The organism is Shewanella carassii, assembly GCF_019670705.1.
Classification (GTDB): Bacteria; Pseudomonadota; Gammaproteobacteria; order Enterobacterales; family Shewanellaceae; genus Shewanella; species Shewanella carassii.
In genome coordinates, this window is the sequence record NZ_AP024618.1 from 270,379 (window position 1) to 286,936 (window position 16,558).

General features: G+C 52.9%; 18 protein-coding genes and 1 other RNA gene. 11 read left to right on the plus strand and 8 right to left on the minus strand.

What is annotated here, in order from left to right:
• The first annotated feature begins 7 nt into the window (after positions 1–7).
• The 5 genes from K5621_RS01315 (at position 8) to K5621_RS01335 (ending at position 6,378) form a co-directional block, all read left to right on the plus strand.
• Entirely contained in the window at positions 8–2,062 is a 2,055-nt protein-coding gene (locus K5621_RS01315) for a type IV pilus secretin PilQ (protein WP_221050226.1), read from the plus strand.
• A 341-nt stretch (positions 2,063–2,403) separates the two neighbouring features.
• On the plus strand, positions 2,404–2,919 hold the full coding sequence (aroK, locus tag K5621_RS01320; RefSeq protein ID WP_025011596.1) for a shikimate kinase AroK: 516 nt from the start codon (positions 2,404–2,406) through the stop codon (positions 2,917–2,919).
• 8 nt (positions 2,920–2,927) lie between these two features.
• Positions 2,928–4,004, plus strand: coding sequence for a 3-dehydroquinate synthase (gene aroB, locus K5621_RS01325; RefSeq protein ID WP_100145892.1), 1,077 nt, complete (start codon positions 2,928–2,930; stop codon positions 4,002–4,004).
• A 16-nt stretch (positions 4,005–4,020) separates the two neighbouring features.
• On the plus strand, positions 4,021–5,490 hold the full coding sequence (locus K5621_RS01330; RefSeq protein ID WP_221050227.1) for an AAA family ATPase: 1,470 nt from the start codon (positions 4,021–4,023) through the stop codon (positions 5,488–5,490).
• Between the two features lie 48 nt (positions 5,491–5,538).
• Complete coding sequence (locus tag K5621_RS01335; protein WP_100145888.1) at positions 5,539–6,378, plus strand: Dam family site-specific DNA-(adenine-N6)-methyltransferase; 840 nt, start codon at positions 5,539–5,541, stop codon at positions 6,376–6,378.
• A 21-nt stretch (positions 6,379–6,399) separates the two neighbouring features.
• On the opposite strand, the gene K5621_RS01340 is transcribed toward K5621_RS01335, so the two are convergent.
• Entirely contained in the window at positions 6,400–6,588 is a 189-nt protein-coding gene (locus K5621_RS01340) for a DUF2970 domain-containing protein (RefSeq protein WP_100145886.1), read from the minus strand.
• On the minus strand, positions 6,589–6,939 hold the full coding sequence (locus tag K5621_RS01345) for a hypothetical protein (protein ID WP_221050228.1): 351 nt from the start codon (positions 6,937–6,939) through the stop codon (positions 6,589–6,591). It lies immediately after the preceding gene.
• A gap of 192 nt (positions 6,940–7,131) precedes the next feature.
• Here K5621_RS01345 and rpe point away from each other — a divergent pair, with 192 nt between their 5' ends.
• From rpe to trpS, 3 genes are read left to right on the plus strand one after another with little or no spacing between them, the layout of a single operon-like run.
• Positions 7,132–7,800: a ribulose-phosphate 3-epimerase gene (gene rpe / locus K5621_RS01350; RefSeq protein ID WP_100145882.1), complete on the plus strand. Its 669-nt coding sequence runs from the start codon at positions 7,132–7,134 to the stop codon at positions 7,798–7,800.
• A 3-nt stretch (positions 7,801–7,803) separates the two neighbouring features.
• Complete coding sequence (locus K5621_RS01355; RefSeq protein ID WP_425332452.1) at positions 7,804–8,490, plus strand: phosphoglycolate phosphatase; 687 nt, start codon at positions 7,804–7,806, stop codon at positions 8,488–8,490.
• Positions 8,491–8,498: 8 nt separating this feature from the next.
• A complete protein-coding gene (trpS, locus tag K5621_RS01360; RefSeq protein ID WP_025011602.1) occupies positions 8,499–9,503 on the plus strand; it encodes a tryptophan--tRNA ligase in 1,005 nt (334 codons plus the stop codon).
• 57 nt (positions 9,504–9,560) lie between these two features.
• Here trpS and K5621_RS01365 read toward each other — a convergent pair whose 3' ends face one another.
• Positions 9,561–10,451, minus strand: coding sequence for a LysR substrate-binding domain-containing protein (locus K5621_RS01365; RefSeq protein ID WP_221050229.1), 891 nt, complete (start codon positions 10,449–10,451; stop codon positions 9,561–9,563).
• 122 nt (positions 10,452–10,573) lie between these two features.
• Here K5621_RS01365 and K5621_RS01370 point away from each other — a divergent pair, with 122 nt between their 5' ends.
• Entirely contained in the window at positions 10,574–11,449 is an 876-nt protein-coding gene (locus tag K5621_RS01370) for a DMT family transporter (RefSeq protein ID WP_100145878.1), read from the plus strand.
• A 31-nt stretch (positions 11,450–11,480) separates the two neighbouring features.
• Here K5621_RS01370 and K5621_RS01375 read toward each other — a convergent pair whose 3' ends face one another.
• From K5621_RS01375 to K5621_RS01390, 4 genes are all read right to left on the minus strand, one after another.
• Positions 11,481–12,050: a BON domain-containing protein gene (locus K5621_RS01375; RefSeq protein WP_221050230.1), complete on the minus strand. Its 570-nt coding sequence runs from the start codon at positions 12,048–12,050 to the stop codon at positions 11,481–11,483.
• Positions 12,047–12,640, minus strand: a complete 594-nt coding sequence (locus K5621_RS01380) for a phosphoheptose isomerase (RefSeq protein WP_028780981.1) — start codon at positions 12,638–12,640, stop codon at positions 12,047–12,049. Before K5621_RS01380 ends, K5621_RS01375 begins: the two co-directional genes overlap by 4 nt.
• Positions 12,641–12,736: 96 nt before the next feature.
• The gene (locus tag K5621_RS01385) at positions 12,737–13,063 is read right to left on the minus strand and encodes a YraN family protein (protein ID WP_100145874.1); all 327 of its coding nucleotides are present in this window, start codon (positions 13,061–13,063) and stop codon (positions 12,737–12,739) included.
• Positions 13,064–13,071: 8 nt separating this feature from the next.
• Entirely contained in the window at positions 13,072–14,901 is a 1,830-nt protein-coding gene (locus tag K5621_RS01390) for a penicillin-binding protein activator (protein ID WP_221050231.1), read from the minus strand.
• Between the two features lie 88 nt (positions 14,902–14,989).
• Here K5621_RS01390 and rsmI point away from each other — a divergent pair, with 88 nt between their 5' ends.
• Positions 14,990–15,832 (plus strand): 16S rRNA (cytidine(1402)-2'-O)-methyltransferase, encoded by an 843-nt coding sequence (rsmI, locus tag K5621_RS01395; protein WP_162207140.1) that lies wholly within the window; start codon positions 14,990–14,992, stop codon positions 15,830–15,832.
• Positions 15,833–15,876: 44 nt separating this feature from the next.
• Positions 15,877–16,246, plus strand: an RNA gene (gene rnpB, locus K5621_RS01400) — RNase P RNA component class A.
• Between the two features lie 62 nt (positions 16,247–16,308).
• Here rnpB and K5621_RS01405 read toward each other — a convergent pair.
• Positions 16,309–16,536 carry a hypothetical protein gene (locus K5621_RS01405; protein ID WP_221050232.1) on the minus strand — a complete coding sequence of 76 codons (228 nt, stop codon included), beginning with the start codon at positions 16,534–16,536 and terminating at the stop codon, positions 16,309–16,311.
• Between the last annotated feature and the right edge of the window lie 22 nt (positions 16,537–16,558).

Sequence of the window (16,558 nt, forward strand, 5' to 3'; positions counted from 1 at the left end):
GGGAATAATGGAATCTTCTGCCGCGAATATCACCCCGAAGAATGCAGCCAAATGGATGCAATTTATCCTGGGCAGCCTGCTCGTCCTGGGCCTTAGCCCCTATGCTGATGCAGCCAACAAATTGGTAGATGTAAAGTATCACGCCATTGTGGATCATCAATTGGAATTGGAGTTGGTGTTTGACAAGCCGATATCTGAGCCGGAAATCAATTTGAGTGCCGATCCAGCCAGCATTCAATTGGACTTCAACGACAGTATTTCGGCGCTGGAGAAGGCACAAATCCCTATTAATACTGCCGGAGTCGAGCAGCTGTCCAGCATGCAGAATGGTGACAAACTGCAATTGGTGTTGACGTTGAAAAAAGTCAAACCTTATCAGGGTAAGGCGGTGGGCAATGTCTATCGTTTGACGGTTAATGATGAAGTGATGTCTCCTCAAAGTAAGCCCAGTAACCCCTTCGTTAACGGTATTAAGAATATCGATTTTCGCCGTCTGAGCGACAAGGGTGGCGAATTATTGGTTGAACTGCGTAATTCATCGGTTGCCGCCAATGTGGAGCAAGTGGGTTCCAAGTTGGAATTGAAGTTGTACAACACAGATATTCCATCTGACATGCTTTATGTCATGGATGTGCAGGACTTTGCCACCCCGGTGAAGAGCTTTGAGACCTTTAAAGAGGAACTGACCAGTCGAATCCTGATCGATATCAAGGGTGACTACGAATACAACTACAGACAAGATGGCAATTTGTTCATCTTGGCGATGAATAAGGTTGAACGTGAAGTTCAGATGGAGGCGGAGAAGAAATACTCGGGCAAGACTCTGTCACTCAACTTCCAGAATATTTCTGTCAGAACCGTGCTGCAGATTATCGCTGATTACAACGACTTCAATCTGGTGACCAGTGACACGGTTGAAGGCAGTATCACCTTGAGACTGGATGACGTACCTTGGGATCAGGCGTTGGATCTTATCTTGCAAACCAAGGGGTTGGATAAACGAATCGAGGGCAACATTCTGATGGTCGCGCCGGCTGAAGAGCTGGCCATTCGTGAGGAAAACCAACTCAAGAACAAGAAAAAAGTGTCTGAAGAGTTGGCACCGCTGTACTCCGAATATCTGCAGGTGAATTATGCCAAGGCGACTGAGATTGCCAACTTATTGCGGGGAGAAGGTTCCAGCCTGTTGTCCAAACGTGGCACTGTTGCCGTAGATGAAAGAACCAATACTCTGTTGGTAAAAGATACAGCCGATATTCTGGAAAACGTGCACAAGCTGATAGAAGTGCTGGACGTGCCTATTCGTCAGGTGTTGATTGAAAGCCGAATGGTTACGGTTAAGGATGATGTTGCTGAGGACTTGGGTATCCGTTGGGGGATCACAGATCAACAGGGCAATAAAGGCACCTCGGGCAGCCTGGAAGGCGCTCAGGACATCACCAACGGCACCATTCCATCCATAGGCGACCGTCTCAATGTGAATCTGCCGGCGGCTCCTAGCAATGCTACCAGCATAGCTTTCCATGTGGCCAAATTGGCCGATGGCACCGTATTGGATCTCGAGTTGAGTGCGCTGGAGCAGGAAAACAAGGGTGAAATCATTGCCAGCCCTAGGATCACCACCTCGAATCAGAAAGCCGCTTATATTGAGCAAGGTGTTGAGATCCCTTATGTGGAGTCGGCTTCCAGTGGTGCGGCAACTGTACAATTTAAGAAAGCTGTACTGTCGTTGCGGGTGACACCTCAAATCACTCCGGATAACCGTGTGATACTGGATTTGGAAATCACTCAGGATTCGCAGGGCAAGGTAGTACAGACTCCGCTGGGAGAAGCTGTTTCCATCGATACCCAACGCATAGGTACTCAAGTGCTGGTGGACAATGGTGAAACCATAGTGCTGGGGGGTATCTATCAACAGAACCTGATCAGCCGGGTCAGCAAGGTGCCTGTTTTGGGCGATATTCCTCTGGTTGGCTTCCTGTTCCGCAATACTTCAGACAAGAATGAGCGCCAGGAGCTGCTGATCTTCGTAACGCCCAAGATAGTGACTGAGGAAATCTAGGGAAGGTAAGAAAAGGTAAGAATAAGTCCTCTTAGTGTGATCTTTTGTAGAGCGTGACTTGCACAGCAATTGGCGTTCAAGGCGTCTGATTGAAGCCATGCCAGGGTTAGCCTAAGTTTTTTCCAAACCTGTAGAACCTCAATCAAAGCCAGTGCTAGTCGCTGGCTTTGATGCTTGGGTGGGGGGAAATTTGGCTTTAATAGTCGGCATTACTTGCCTTGAATGTCCTTAAGCTGAGATAATCCCCGGTCAAGTCTCATAAGAGCAAGGTAACAAATCCCGTCGATTTGATAGTAAGTCGACATTCGGCAAACTTTTCATAAGATTCAGACGTACAAGAAATGGCTGAAAAACGTAATATTTTTCTGGTAGGCCCTATGGGCGCAGGCAAGAGCACCATAGGTCGTCATCTGGCACAAATGCTGCACTTGGAATTCCACGATTCAGATCAAGAGATTGAAAATCGCACCGGCGCTGACATTGCCTGGGTATTTGACGTTGAAGGCGAAGAAGGTTTCCGTCGCCGTGAGGCTCAGGTGATTTCTGACCTGACCGAGAAACAAGGCATAGTTCTGGCAACTGGTGGTGGTTCAGTTCAAAGCAAAGATATCCGCAACTTCCTCTCTGCCCGCGGTATCGTGGTGTATTTGGAAACGACTATCGATAAACAAGTGGCTCGCACTCAACGTGACAAGCGTCGTCCCTTACTGCAGGTCGATAATCCTCGCGAAGTGTTGGAAGCGCTGGCTGACGTGCGTAATCCTCTCTATGAGGAAATCGCCGATGTTATCGTCAAGACCGACGAGCAAAGTGCCAAAGTGGTGGCCAATCAAATCATTGAACAATTAGGTTTCTAGGACGCAAGATGCAACAGATCCGGGTCGATTTAGGTGAACGTAGTTATCCTATCTTCATTGGCCAGGGTCTGTTGGCCCAGAGCGATTGTCTAACGGCGAGTATCTCGGGTAAAAAAGTCCTTATTGTCTCCAATGACACAGTAGCTCCCCTGTATCTGCAGTCTTTGCAGCGCCTTCTGCTGCCTGCGGCTCAGGTTTTTGCTCATATTCTGCCTGATGGTGAGCAGTACAAGACACTGGCACAACTCGAAAGCGTATTTACGGCTCTGCTTGAGCACAATTGCGGTCGTGATGTGGTGCTGGTGGCTCTCGGCGGCGGTGTCATTGGTGACATGGTCGGCTTCGCTGCGGCCTGTTATCAGCGGGGCGTGGACTTTATCCAGATCCCCACTACGCTCCTGTCTCAGGTCGACTCCTCCGTGGGGGGCAAGACGGCGGTTAATCACCCGCTGGGCAAAAACATGATAGGCGCTTTCTATCAACCCAAACTTGTGCTGATAGATACTCTGTGCCTGAAGACTTTGCCGGCGCGTGAATTTGCCGCTGGCATGGCCGAAGTGATCAAATACGGCATCATTTGGGATGCTGACTTTTTCCTGTGGCTCGAAAACAATGTCGAGTCACTCAAATCGCAGCAGCCAGAGGCACTGGCTTATGCCATCCGTCGTTGCTGTGAGATCAAAGCCGAAGTGGTTGCCGAAGATGAGACCGAGCAGGGGGTTCGCGCTCTGTTGAATCTGGGGCATACCTTTGGTCATGCCATCGAAGCTGAAATGGGCTATGGTAATTGGCTTCATGGTGAAGCGGTTGCTGCTGGCACAGTCCTTGCTGCACAAACTGCAAAGGCCATGGAACTGATTGACGAGTCAACTCTCTGTCGCATCGGTGCGTTGTTACAGGCATTCGATTTACCGATAACCGCACCAGATTCCATGGATTTTGAAAGCTTTATCAAACATATGCGGCGTGATAAAAAGGTTTTGGCTGGGCAAATCCGCCTAGTTTTGCCCACTGCTATGGGGCAGGCCGGTATTTTTGCTCAAGTGCCGGAATCCCTACTCGAACAGGTGATCTGCCGCGCTTGAGCCTTAATGGGTGACAATGGTGGCAACTGAAGAACTTCTCCTGCCTTCACAAGAGGCGCTGTTACAAAGACTGCAGCATCTGGCCTGTTATGGTCAGCAGCTGGTTTTGTTGCAGGGGCAGGTTGGAGCCGGTAAGACAAGACTGTTGACCGCCTTGGCTAATGTGCTCGATGAGCATAATCTGGCGTTGGTCACTTGCCCTCAACATGTCGATGCCGCCGAAATACGGCGTAAATTGCTGATCCAACTGCTGCCCGATCCCCTATTTGACGACGAACAACCCCTAGCCGATACTCTGTTGCGCTATCTGAGTGAGATGCGCAAGCCTATCCATATCCTGATCGACGATGCCGACAATATGCCCTTGGCGCTCTGGGCCGAGTGTTTGCTATTGACTCAGTTGCAAGCCAGAGGTGAGCCTATCACGCTGACCTGTTCGGTCTCGCCTGAATTTGCCGAGCAGTTACAGTTGCAACTGCCCAAGGCACAGAAACAGCAGGTGTTGCCGGTTAAACTTGAGCCGCTTTCCCTCGCCGAACGTGAGGGCTTGTATCAAACTTTGTTGACTCGCAGTGCGGTGCGTACTTTTACGCCTCGGGCCATAGTGGTCAAGCAATTGGAGCGGCAACAAGGGACACCTGCCGAGGTTTTGGCATTGCTGGAGTTGGCCTTGAACGGTGAGCCGCCGCAGCCAAGACGCTTGCCTTGGAAGACTATATTGATCTTGGGCAGTGTTGTGTTGTTCGGCCTGGCGTTGTTCTCCTGGTATCTGTTGCGCTCGACTGAGCCTTTGCCCGAGCTCCCCAAATCGACCTTGGTGCTGGAACGGCAAACAACTCCCTTAACTCAATTTGCCGAGCGTTGGCTCGATAATGAACCGGCTTCGAAAGATCTCACCTCGGTTCCTGTATATGTTCGTCTCGAACCGCCGCAAAGCCAGAGCATTGGTGCGTCAGCGAACGCCTCGCGGCAAGACTCGAAATCCGTTCAGGAAATCAAACTGCAAGCGGATAGTCAGCCGAACCCAGAGCCGGAAAATAGTTCTGAACTGCTCAACGATGCCAAGGCGACAGTGGATGTGGAGACGGCTCCTATCACAGTGCCGCCAACTAAATCTGAGTCCGAAGAAATCAAAGCGGCCTCTGTTTTAGATGGCGAACCTCAGCCAATCCAAGAGCGAGTCGAACCCAAAGCCGAGCCGTTGCCTACCAAAGGTTATACCTTGCAGTTGGTGAGCGTTAAACGTTACTCATCTCTGGTGGCTTTTATTGGCAAATTGCAAAATGTAGACAAGCTGAGAATTGCTCGGCATGACGATTGGTGGGTAGTGCTGGTCGGTGAATATGCCAGCAAACAAGAGGCTGTTGAGGCCGGAAAACAGTTACAACAGTCGCTGGGGCTTCCCCAACCTTGGGTAAAATCCTGGCAATCTTTGCAACGTTATCGTTTACAGTCGGGTCTAAGTAACAGTGAAATTTCCTCTTAAACCGAGTACAATCCACACTTTCGTTTTTCCGGGCACCAATCAATTTTAATGAAGAAAAAACAAAGAGCCTTTCTCAAGTGGGCCGGTGGTAAATTTAAACTGGTTGATGCCCTGACTCAGCACTTGCCTAAGGGCGAGCGCTTGGTTGAGCCTTTTGTCGGTGCCGGTTCTGTGTTCCTCAACACAGATTACCCCAGTTACCTGCTGTGCGATATCAATCGCGATTTGATTGATCTCTACTCGATCATTCAAACCCGTCCTGAAGCATACATAGGGGCGGCGGCCGAGTTGTTTGTGCCGCAGATGAACGACAAAGAGCAATATTATCTGATCCGAGATAAATTCAATCGTAGCCGCGATCCCTTCGATAGAGCGATCTATTTTCTCTATCTTAATCGTTTTGGTTTTAATGGCTTATGTCGCTATAACCGCAAGGGGGCGTTCAATGTTCCCTTTGGCTCCTACAAGAAGCCTTATTTCCCTGAGAAAGAGATCCGCGGCTTTGCCGCCAAGGCTCAAAGTGCCGAGTTTTGCTGTATTGGCTACGAGCAGGCGTTTGCCTTGGCCAGAAGCGGTGACGTGATTTATTGCGATCCGCCATACGCGCCCTTATCGACCACCGCCAGCTTTACTACTTACGTGGGTGCCGGCTTTTCGTTGGATGATCAGGCGCTGCTGGCCAGGCACTCTCGTCATACTGCTATCGAGCGCGGCATTCCAGTGCTTATCAGCAATCATGATATTCCGCTGACCCGCGAGCTTTATCATGGCTCGAGAATGGAAACGATTCAGGTACAGCGTAACATCAGTCAGAAAGGTAGCACCAGGACCAAGGTGAACGAGTTGATGGCTTTGTACGACGAAACCTATCACAACGAGAACGACTGAAAGTCATCTTTGCCAAAGTAATCAGGCGAGTACTCTATTTACCAGCAGCAATAGTCCAAGCACCAGTAGTGCAGCCAGCAACACGCCCGTGATGATATAAGGGAGAGGGGAGGAGTGAGAGCTAAAGTCTTTCAAGCGATTGGATTCGCTCTGCACCCCGAAGAAGGCTGCCAGCGTACTGTAAAGGTAACGCCAGTAGCGGCCAAGCATTTAGAAACCGTTGTTGGTATTGGCCGGAGCCATATCATCAACCGGTTTGCGTTGATGGCCGTGTAATAACTCCAGTAAGTCGACAAAGTGAAACTGGCCTGAACGACTATTGCCGCTGAGCCAACTCTTCCAGCTCAATTCATCTTCCTGAGTCGCACAGCGATTATTAGGATGGCTGGAAGGTAGGTTGGAGTTATATTCACTTTCTTGGTTACAATTACGGACCAAATTATTGGCCGAGTTATTGGATTCTTTAAGCCCAACGGCCGCAATTCCCACCACGCCAGCGGCGACAGCGAGCAATGCTGCTGACTTTATGCTGTGTGTGAAAACCGGCGGTTTCTGGCTCATCCTGTTCCAATCCCAAGTGTGACATCAATCGATTATAACAAAGTCGTTGATAAATTGAACGACTTTTTACCTGGCAACAACCTTATTCCAACTTATAAATTTTTTCAACGGTAGAAATGGGCGCCTGGCTATAGAGCCCGAGCGCCTTGGCGGGTAAAATAGGCGACTTCTTAAACATCCTGTGAGAATGCTATGCGCCCATTTCTTATTGCTCCTTCCATTCTGTCTGCCGATTTTGCCCGCTTGGGTGATGATGTTAAAGCCGTTTTGGATGCGGGGGCCGACGTGGTTCACTTCGATGTAATGGACAACCATTATGTACCTAACCTGACTATTGGTCCCATGGTCTGCAAGGCGTTACGTGACTATGGTATTACCGCCGATATCGATGTACACCTGATGGTGAAGCCGGTCGACCGCATAGTGCCGGACTTTGCCAAGGCGGGAGCCTCTATCATCACCTTCCATCCAGAGGCCAGTGAGCATGTGGACCGCACTGTGCAACTCATTCGAGATCACGGCTGTAAGGCCGGCTTGGTATTCAACCCGGCCACACCACTGCATTATCTCGACTATGTGATGGATAAGCTGGATGTGATTTTGCTGATGTCGGTCAACCCAGGGTTTGGTGGCCAGTCATTTATCCCATCGACACTGGACAAACTGGCCGAAGTACGTCGTCGCATCGATGAGAGTGGCCGTGATATCCGCTTGGAAGTCGACGGTGGGGTTAAGGTGGACAATATTGCCGAAATCGCCGCCGCCGGTGCCGATATGTTTGTTGCCGGTTCAGCTATCTTTAGCCAGCCTGACTATAAGGCGGTTATCGACCAGATGCGTCGTGAACTGGCAGGAGTGTAAGTTATGATCGCGAGTAGTATCAGAGCGATCGCCTTTGATTTGGATGGCACCCTGGTGGACAGTGTGCCGGACTTGACCGCAGCAACTCAGGCCACGCTGGCCGATATGGGACTGCGTGGTTGCAGCGAAGACCAAGTGCGCAGCTGGGTTGGCAATGGCACAGAGATGTTGATGCGCCGAGCGCTGACCTCGAGCCTGGGCGACGAGCCGGATGCCTCTGTCATGGCCGATGCCATGCCGGTATTTATGAAGCATTATGAAGCCTGCCTCGAGCGTTATAGCAAGTTGTATCCCGGGGTTGAATCTGTGCTCGGCACGTTGCAACAAAGAGGTTTCAGACTGGCGGTAGTTACCAACAAGCCTTATCGCTTTACTATCCCCTTGTTGAAGTCCTTTGGTATCGAGCCATTTTTCAGCGAAATTCTCGGCGGGGATTCTCTCGCCAAGATGAAACCGGATCCCTTACCGCTGACTCATCTGTTGGATAAATGGCAGTTGTCGCCACAGCAGATGTTGATGGTGGGCGATTCCCGCAATGATATTCTGGCGGCGAAAGCGGCAGGTATTGCCTCAATCGGCTTGACCTATGGCTACAACTACGGTGAAGATATTGGGCTTTGCGGCCCAGATGCCGTATGCGATCATTTTGAGCAAATTTTGGCGCATTTGCCGCCACAGCAATCGGAGTAATGAAATTCATGAGCAGTCCCAAACCCATAGTATTGAGCGGTGCCCAGCCCTCAGGCGAGTTGACCATAGGTAACTACATGGGTGCCCTGCGTCAGTGGGTAGCCATGCAGGACAGCCATGATTGTCTCTATTGCGTGGTGGATCTGCACGCCATCACAGTACGTCAGGATCCCAATGCCTTGCGTGAAGCCTGCCTGGACACTCTGGCGCTGTACCTTGCCTGTGGTGTCGATCCCAAGAAGAGCACGGTATTTATTCAGTCACAGGTGCCACAGCACACTCAGTTGGGGTGGGTTCTGAACTGTTACACCCAGATGGGCGAACTGAGCCGCATGACTCAGTTCAAGGACAAGTCGCAAAAGCACGCCAACAATATCAACGTCGGCCTGTTTGGCTATCCTGTACTGATGGCGGCCGATATCCTGCTGTACCAGGCCAATGAGATCCCTGTCGGTCAGGATCAGAAACAGCATCTGGAATTGACCCGGGATATCGCCACCCGCTTCAACAACGCTTATGGTGACACCTTCACTGTGCCTGAGCCTTTTATCCCTGAGCTGGGTGCCAAGGTGATGTCGCTGCAGGATCCCACCAAGAAGATGTCCAAGTCAGATGACAACCGCAACAATGTCATCGGCCTATTGGAAGATCCCAAGGCGGTGATGAAGAAGCTTAAAAAGGCGATGACCGACAGTGACGAGCCACCTGTGGTGCGTTTCGACATAGACAACAAGCCTGGGGTGTCCAACCTGCTGAGCCTGATGTCCGGGGTGACAGGCCAGAGCATAGCCGAACTGGAAGCCGAGTTTGAAGGCAAGATGTATGGCCATCTGAAAGTGGCTGCCGGTGAGGCTGTGGTCGGTATGTTGGAGCCGCTGCAACAACGCTTCCGTGAATTCCGTGAAGACAGAGCCTTCCTGGAGTCTGTGATGAAGCAGGGCGCCGAAAAGGCCCAGGCCCGCGCCGAAGTCACAGTGAAGAAAGTCTATGAAAAGATAGGCTTGTTGGTGTAACTCCGCCTATCTTGAGAGCCGACCTACAAGGTCGGCTTTTTTGTGGCTGCGTTCGAATTACTGAGGTTGCGGCTGGCTTGCCATCAACATTAGCCAATCAGCAAAGGCGGCTATCGCCGGTTCTTTGAGGCGCCGCTCCTTACAGCAAAAAGTGAACTCAAATCCTGTGTGCACATCCGGCAGTTCGAGTTCGATCAAACGGCCACTGGCAATATCATCTTCCACCATAAAGTCAGATGCCAGCGCTATACCTTGACCGGCAATAGCTGCTTCTATGGCCATTAACACATGGCTGAAAATATGCTGCCTGTGATTGGGGGTCAGAGTCACGCCGTTGGCCTCGGCCCAGCGGTTCCAGTCCAGTCCCAGCGGCCCTTCATCCACGGTCAACAGCGGATACTGCTGCAAACTCTGAATCGTTATCAGTCCGGCTCTGGGAGGTAACTGCGGGCTACAAACTGGAATAAGCCGTTCCTTGTGCAGCACAGTCTGCCAGTAACCCCGTCGTTTGAGGCCACCGCTGATAAAGAGATCGGCTACACTGTCGCTGAGCTCGGGATCTTGGGCCACCATCTCCAGTCTTATCTGTACCTCGGGGTGGCGGCGGCGAAAGTCGCTGAGTCGGGGGATCAACCATTTGACCGCAAAAGAGCTGTAAACCGCCAGTTTCAGCTCACGATTGGGCTCGCCGAACAAACGGCCAAGGTCAGCGAGTTCGTTGAATATCCGCTCCAATTCGCCATAGAGGATCTCCCCCTTGGGTGACAGTTTAAGGCTGCGCCCCTGACGCAGAAACAGAGGCTCGTCAAAGTGTTCCTCCAATATCCTGACCTGGTGGGACACGGCGCTCTGGGTGATACACAACTCTTCGGCGGCGCGGGAAAAGTGGCTCTGGCGTGCCGCGGCCTCGAATACCTGCAGCGCTCTCAAGGGGGGAAGTTTTCGCATTGGCGACTCTGTTTAGAACTTTAGTATGAATTTAATTCATTTATTTGCAAAAAACATCATTTCAGTTTGGTTTTTAACCCGGATATGATGCCGCCGATTGAGAGTGATTCAAGGTAACCAAGATGCAGAGAACCGTAGCTATCGGTTTGATTTTATTGACCGTGGGAAATCTCTTCAGCGCTTTTTATGACGTGTCGGTCAAGTGGTTGCCTGAGGATGCCAATGCGGCAACCTTCCTACTGGTGCGCCAGGTGACGGCGGTACTCATGTTGCTGCCCCTGTGGCTCAAGGCCGGTCGTCCGGGCACTTCTCATCTCAAGATCCACCTTTGGCGTGCCAACACAGGAGCTGTTGGCGCGCTCTTTTTGATTATTGGCCTAATGGCACTGCCGTTGGCGACGGTCAGTTCGCTATTCTATTCGGCGCCCCTGATGATCATGGTGCTCGGCGCGGTGTTCCTGAAGGAAAAGATCACGCCGCTGCAATGGGGAATTGCCGCGCTGGGGTTTGTCGGTATCTTGTTGATCCTAAAGCCCAGTGAACTGGAGTTGGCCGGTATCGCCGTGTTGGTTTCGGCCTTTACCTTCTCTTTGAACCAGATGAGCCTGCGAAAGCTGCCCAGTACCGAGCCTGCCAGTCTGACGTTGCTCTGCTACAACTTGCTGAGTCTGCCGCTGACTCTGCTGGTAGCACTGTCGCAACAACTGGCCGGGCTGAGTTGGCAACTGCTCGGGGTTGCGCTGCTTTCCAATGCTTTCTTGCTGGCCTATCACTGGTTCTGTGTTCTGGCCTATCGCAGGGCCAAGGCCAGTGAAATTGCCGTAGCCGAATACAGCGGGCTTATCTTTATCGTCTTCCTGGGGTGGTTACTGTTCGATGAGTGGCTGGATACCCTGAGTTGGATAGGAGCTGCGCTAGTGGTGCTGCCAACCTTGTGCTTGCCGGCTATCGCCAAGCTGATGAAAACCCGTGAACTGAAAGCACAAGAGCCGGTATAACCGGCTCTTGTTCGACTCGATATGAAGGGCGTTAAGGGGTGATGTAGTCAAACACCTTGATCACCTTACGCACTCCAGCTGTGTTGCGGGCGATTTCCACCGCCAGTTCGGCCTGTTCACGCTCGACCAGGCCAAGCAGAAAGACTTCACCGTTCTCAGTGACCACCTTGATCTTGGTGACATCCAGATTCTTGTCGTTGAGCATCCGCCCCTTGACCTTGGTGGTGATCCAGGTGTCGTTGCTGCGGGTAGTGAAGGAAGTCGGGTTGCCGATACGGATCTGATTGTGGATCTTGCCACCCAGTTGCAGCTCTTTGACCAGCCGAATCGCTTTGTCTCTAAGCATAGAGTTGGGCGCTTGGCCTATCATCAGCACATTACCGTTCATACTGACGCCGGTGATGTTGGTCTGATTTTTCAGATCGTCTTCCGCGCCCAACGCGCTGGAGATACTAAAGTCGGCATTGGTATCATTCAACTGGGTCTTGAGCGAGCGCTCATCGTTGACCACCATGGCGCCGCCGACTGCACCCACCATTACGGCTCCGGCACAGCCGGTCAAACTGGTAAGCAGTAGACACAGGGGCAGCAGACGTCTCATTGATGCTCGTCCTGCGGGAACAGGGTACGGTCAATGTTGTCACACAGGCAGTGGATAACCAGCAGGTGCACTTCCTGAATGCGCGCGGTGACATTGGAGGGCACGCGGATCTCCACATCATTGGTGCTCAGCAATCCGGCCATGGCACCACCATCTTTACCCGTGAGCGCCACTATGGTCATATCCCGGCTCAGTGCAGCTTCCATCGCCTTGATAACGTTGCCTGAGTTACCGCTGGTGGAAATGGCCAGCAGTATGTCACCGGGTTGGCCCAGTGCCAGGATCTGCTTGGAAAACACTTCGTCATAGCTATAGTCGTTGGCGATGGCCGTCAGGGTAGAAGTGTCTGTGGTCAGAGCTATGGCCGGCAGCGGTGGGCGTTCCACTTCGTAGCGGTTCAACAGCTCGGCTGAAAAGTGCTGGGCATCACCGGCGCTGCCGCCGTTACCACAGGCAAGGATCTTATTGCCACCCAACAGACATTGCACCATCATTTCTGCGGCCTTGGCGATAGACTCAGGCAGCGCCTCTGCGGCGTCAATCTTGGTCTGAATCGACTCGGTGAAGCTGTCTTTGATACGTTCTAACATGGATAAGTCCTTCACTATCAAGTGTTGCTATCATGCCATAGGCCGGGGGCTTTTTTCAGGCATTAAAGTGTAAATTTGTTTCGGGTTAAGCGCTTACTAAAAAGCGTCCTGTAGCCATTGCACCTTGCCGCCATCAATGGCCAGTAGATCGAAGCGACAGGGGGCATTGATCCTGTGTTGCTGCAGATACTGGCTGGCGGCCTTGCGAAGCCGGGTTATCTGGGCCTGGCTCAATGACTGCAAAGCACCGCCGAATCGGCTGGGTGAGCGGTATTTTACCTCAACAAACACCCATTGGCTGCCCTGTTTCATCACCAAGTCCAGTTCGCCGAAACTGTAGCGCACATTCTGTTCGACAAAGGTCAGGCCCTGTTGTTCCAGATACTGGCGAGCCAGACGCTCGCCTTCCTGTCCCAGATCCATATGCCCGCTTACAGTGGCCGCAAAACGCCGCGCTGGTATTTGGCCCAACTGAGCTGACGTTCGATCACCCCATCCGGGCTCACCGTCAGCTGGCCGCTGCGGCCACTGTACTGATATCCGGGGAAGGCATGCATCTGAGCCAGACGGTTGACCAGCTGCAGGGCATCATAGCCCATCACATACAGGCGTTTTTGGGCGTTGCCCCAAGTGGGCCACAACTTGTTGACCGCTTCGGTTTCTTCACTGGCCTGCAGCAACCAGGGGATATCACTGATGGTGATATTGTTCAGTTCAATCGCAGTTTGTTTGGCGTTGTCTTCCTGACGGGCGCGGCTGCTGGTATACAGTGGCACCTGCTCGGCAAAGACACTGAAGTTAACATCGATAAAGGGCTTCAGCAGCGGCAAGTCCTGAATCCCTGAGATCATATAGATGGCATCGATATCGGCGCGGGAGCGGAAGTCGGCCTTCACCTTGCTGCCGAGCAGCGCCTTGATGGCCTGGATCCGCGCCTTGCTGTCCGTTACGCCGAGGGCTTCTTCCACGGTTTCGCGCATCTTGTCGCCGTTGTCATAGAAGTGAACTTCGGCTTCGCTGTCGGTCAGTTCCATCCAGGTCTGCTTAAAGCTCTGGGCCATACGTTGCCCCACGGCATCATTGCTGGCCAGCAGCAGCGGCACCTGTATGCCATCTTGATACATGCGTCTGGCGGCATCGCTGGCCTCCTGAGTGGGAGACAGGGCGAAGTAGTACTTATTCTGTTGCGGCGCCAGCTTATCTATTTGGTTGAGGAACAGTTGCGGCGGGGAGCTTGCCCCGGCAGCTTGCTGGGCCGCCATCACTTGTTCCACTTCGTTTTGCAGCAGTGGGCCAATCACAAATTCGGCACCGCTCTGCAGCGCTTGCTGATAGGCCTTATCGGCACCTTGGGCCGTGTCGAAGAAGTTGAGGCTGACATTGCTGTCCGGGTCGTTCAGATAACTGGCCAGTATGCCCTGACGCACTGTGTTGGCGACTCCGGCTCTTGGGCCTGAAAGTGGCAGCAGCACGGCGATATTGCTGGGTCTGTAGGGCTTGGCGCTGAGCGCCAGCTGCAGATCCGAAGGCAACTGCACCGCGGCAGGATGATAAGGATTGCGTTTCTGCCAATCACTCAGCTGCCGAATCAGGCTTGAGGGATCCACCGCGTAGTGCTTGGCCAGATAAGCCAGCTGCAGCCAGCCGTTGAATATGGCATCGCTCTCTTGCGCGGCAAAGCTTAAGAGGGTTTCTTCCTGCAGCGGCTTGAGCAATTGCCAGATTTCGTCGTTAACCTCGCCGGTCGCCTTTATCGGCAGATACTGACTGAGCTGACTCAACTCACGCACCTGCTCCACGGGTTGCTGGTTGGCAGCAAACAGCCGGGCACGGGCCTGGTGATAACTGGCCCATTGCCAATCGGGCAACTGCCAATTACCGGGATAATTCAAGGTGTTCAGCGCTTCGGCGCTCTTGCCGGTCAGCTCTTGCAGGCGAGCACTGAGAAAACGATGCTCGGCCTGAATTTCATCCACCGGGCTCAGCCCTGCCTGCATTGAATGCAGAATGTCTGCAGCGGCATCTGTATCCCCTTGCTTGAGATAAGCATTGGCAGCCAACAACAGATAACGCTCGCGGTTTTCCTTGCTGGGCGCCTTGGCGGCAAATGCCAAATACTCGGCCGGGGCTTGCGGGGCGCTGACCAGGGAAACAACGGCCAGCTGCTCTTTGTCTGCCGGCGGCGTGCTGCTACAGCCCCACAGGCTGGCAAGCAGAATTGCAGCAGAAATGTATTTAACTCTATTCAGGCTTTTTAACACAGGGCTTCACTCTGGTAAGATGCTGGCTCTAGTTTAACCTTCTATTGTGCCTGACGAAAGTCTCGGCACTTTCATCTCCGAGGTAGTTATGGACCTGTCGGTCGCGCTGTATATAGTTCCCACTCCCATAGGCAATCTGGGGGACTTGAGCCCCAGGGCTCTGGAAGTACTGAATCAGGTGGCGTTGATCGCCTGTGAAGACACTCGCCACAGCGGTAAATTGCTGAGCCACTTTGGCATAGATACCCGCACGACAGCGCTGCATGACCACAATGAACGTGCTCGGGCGCAGTGGATTGTTGAGCGCCTCGGCGAAGGTGAAGCCATAGCGCTGATCAGCGATGCCGGCACGCCGCTGATTTCCGATCCCGGCTATCACCTGGTATCCCATGTCCGCGCCGCCGGTTATCCGGTGATCCCGCTGCCCGGCCCCTGCGCCGCCATTGCCGCGCTGTCGGCATCTGGCTTGCCCTCGGATCGCTTCTCGTTTGAAGGCTTTTTGCCGGCCAAAGACAAAGGGCGCCAGGATAAACTGCTGGCGCTTAGGGAAGACCCGCGCACCCTGATCTTCTATGAGTCTCCCCACAGAATTTTGCCCAGCCTCAAGTCGCTGGTGGCGGTTCTGGGGCCGGATAGGCAGATGGTGATGGCGCGGGAACTGACCAAGACCTTTGAAACTTTCCTCTGCGGCACCACGGCCGAAGTGCTGGCGCAGGTTGAAGCCGATGCCAACCAGCAGCGCGGTGAAATCGTGCTTATGCTGCACGGTTTTGTCAGTGAAGAAGCAGACGAAACGCCCGCCGCGGCGCTGGATACCCTCAAACTACTCTGTGATGAATTACCGCTGAAGAAGGCGGCCGCCATTGCGGCACAGATCCATGGGCTGAAGAAAAATGCTCTCTATAAAAAAGGGCTGGAGCTGGGCTGGTAAGGAAATGCCTTGGTGTGAGGCTCGCTATGGGCTATAATCCGCGCCGAGTTGGCCGGGCAGTCGCTGCGTTCGCAAGAACGGGGAGGAAAGTCCGGGCTCCATAGAGCAGGGTGCCAGATAACGTCTGGGCGGCGTGAGCCGACGACCAGTGCAACAGAGAGTAGACCGCCTGCCTTCGGGCCGGTAAGGGTGAAAGGGTGCGGTAAGAGCGCACCGCGCGGCTGGTAACAGTTCGCGGCACGGTAAACTCCACCCGGAGCAAGATCAAATAGGGTTCCACTATTCTTCGGAATTAATGCGTGGCTCGCGTTGGAACCGGGTAGATTGCTTGAGCCTGTGAGCGATTGCAGGCCTAGAGGAATGACTGCCGCTCCTTCGGGAGAACAGGACCCGGCTTATAGGCCAACTCACCAAATAAAACGAGGCCGCCCGTGTTATCACGGGCGGCCTTTTGCTTTTCTACTCGAGTGGAATGTTCATGGCTTGGGCTTGCTCAGGCTGCCATTGGGCCACAGCTTGAGTTGGCAGCCTTCCTCCCAGCGCTGGCAGGCCAGGCGAGTCATCTCTACCATGACGCCCTTGAGTTCTCCTTCTTCCTGAAAGCGGTATGGCGCAAAATCAACAAAGGCGATTTTCAACGTGCTTGCCTGTGCCGATATCAGGCTCGACAGGCCGAGTAGCACAGAGGAATGGAGTTTTTTCATGTCAGCTCCAGGTTGCTGTGAC

Bases quoted from the DNA above. Each gene is read 5' to 3' on its own strand.
- K5621_RS01385 (WP_100145874.1), bottom strand. From the start codon at position 13,063: ATGGATCTGGGACAGGAAGGCGAGCGTCTGGCTCGCCAGTATCTGGAA.
- K5621_RS01370 (WP_100145878.1), top strand. From the start codon at position 10,574: ATGCAGAGAACCGTAGCTATCGGTTTGATTTTATTGACCGTGGGAAAT.
- K5621_RS01315 (WP_221050226.1), top strand. From the start codon at position 8: ATGGAATCTTCTGCCGCGAATATCACCCCGAAGAATGCAGCCAAATGG.
- trpS (WP_025011602.1), top strand. From the start codon at position 8,499: ATGAGCAGTCCCAAACCCATAGTATTGAGCGGTGCCCAGCCCTCAGGC.
- aroK (WP_025011596.1), top strand. From the start codon at position 2,404: ATGGCTGAAAAACGTAATATTTTTCTGGTAGGCCCTATGGGCGCAGGC.
- K5621_RS01330 (WP_221050227.1), top strand. From the start codon at position 4,021: ATGGTGGCAACTGAAGAACTTCTCCTGCCTTCACAAGAGGCGCTGTTA.
- K5621_RS01355 (WP_425332452.1), top strand. From the start codon at position 7,804: ATGATCGCGAGTAGTATCAGAGCGATCGCCTTTGATTTGGATGGCACC.
- K5621_RS01345 (WP_221050228.1), bottom strand. From the start codon at position 6,939: ATGAGCCAGAAACCGCCGGTTTTCACACACAGCATAAAGTCAGCAGCA.
- K5621_RS01365 (WP_221050229.1), bottom strand. From the start codon at position 10,451: ATGCGAAAACTTCCCCCCTTGAGAGCGCTGCAGGTATTCGAGGCCGCG.
- K5621_RS01340 (WP_100145886.1), bottom strand. From the start codon at position 6,588: ATGCTTGGCCGCTACTGGCGTTACCTTTACAGTACGCTGGCAGCCTTC.
- rpe (WP_100145882.1), top strand. From the start codon at position 7,132: ATGCGCCCATTTCTTATTGCTCCTTCCATTCTGTCTGCCGATTTTGCC.
- rsmI (WP_162207140.1), top strand. From the start codon at position 14,990: ATGGACCTGTCGGTCGCGCTGTATATAGTTCCCACTCCCATAGGCAAT.
- K5621_RS01335 (WP_100145888.1), top strand. From the start codon at position 5,539: ATGAAGAAAAAACAAAGAGCCTTTCTCAAGTGGGCCGGTGGTAAATTT.
- K5621_RS01380 (WP_028780981.1), bottom strand. From the start codon at position 12,640: ATGTTAGAACGTATCAAAGACAGCTTCACCGAGTCGATTCAGACCAAG.
- aroB (WP_100145892.1), top strand. From the start codon at position 2,928: ATGCAACAGATCCGGGTCGATTTAGGTGAACGTAGTTATCCTATCTTC.
- K5621_RS01405 (WP_221050232.1), bottom strand. From the start codon at position 16,536: ATGAAAAAACTCCATTCCTCTGTGCTACTCGGCCTGTCGAGCCTGATA.
- K5621_RS01375 (WP_221050230.1), bottom strand. From the start codon at position 12,050: ATGAGACGTCTGCTGCCCCTGTGTCTACTGCTTACCAGTTTGACCGGC.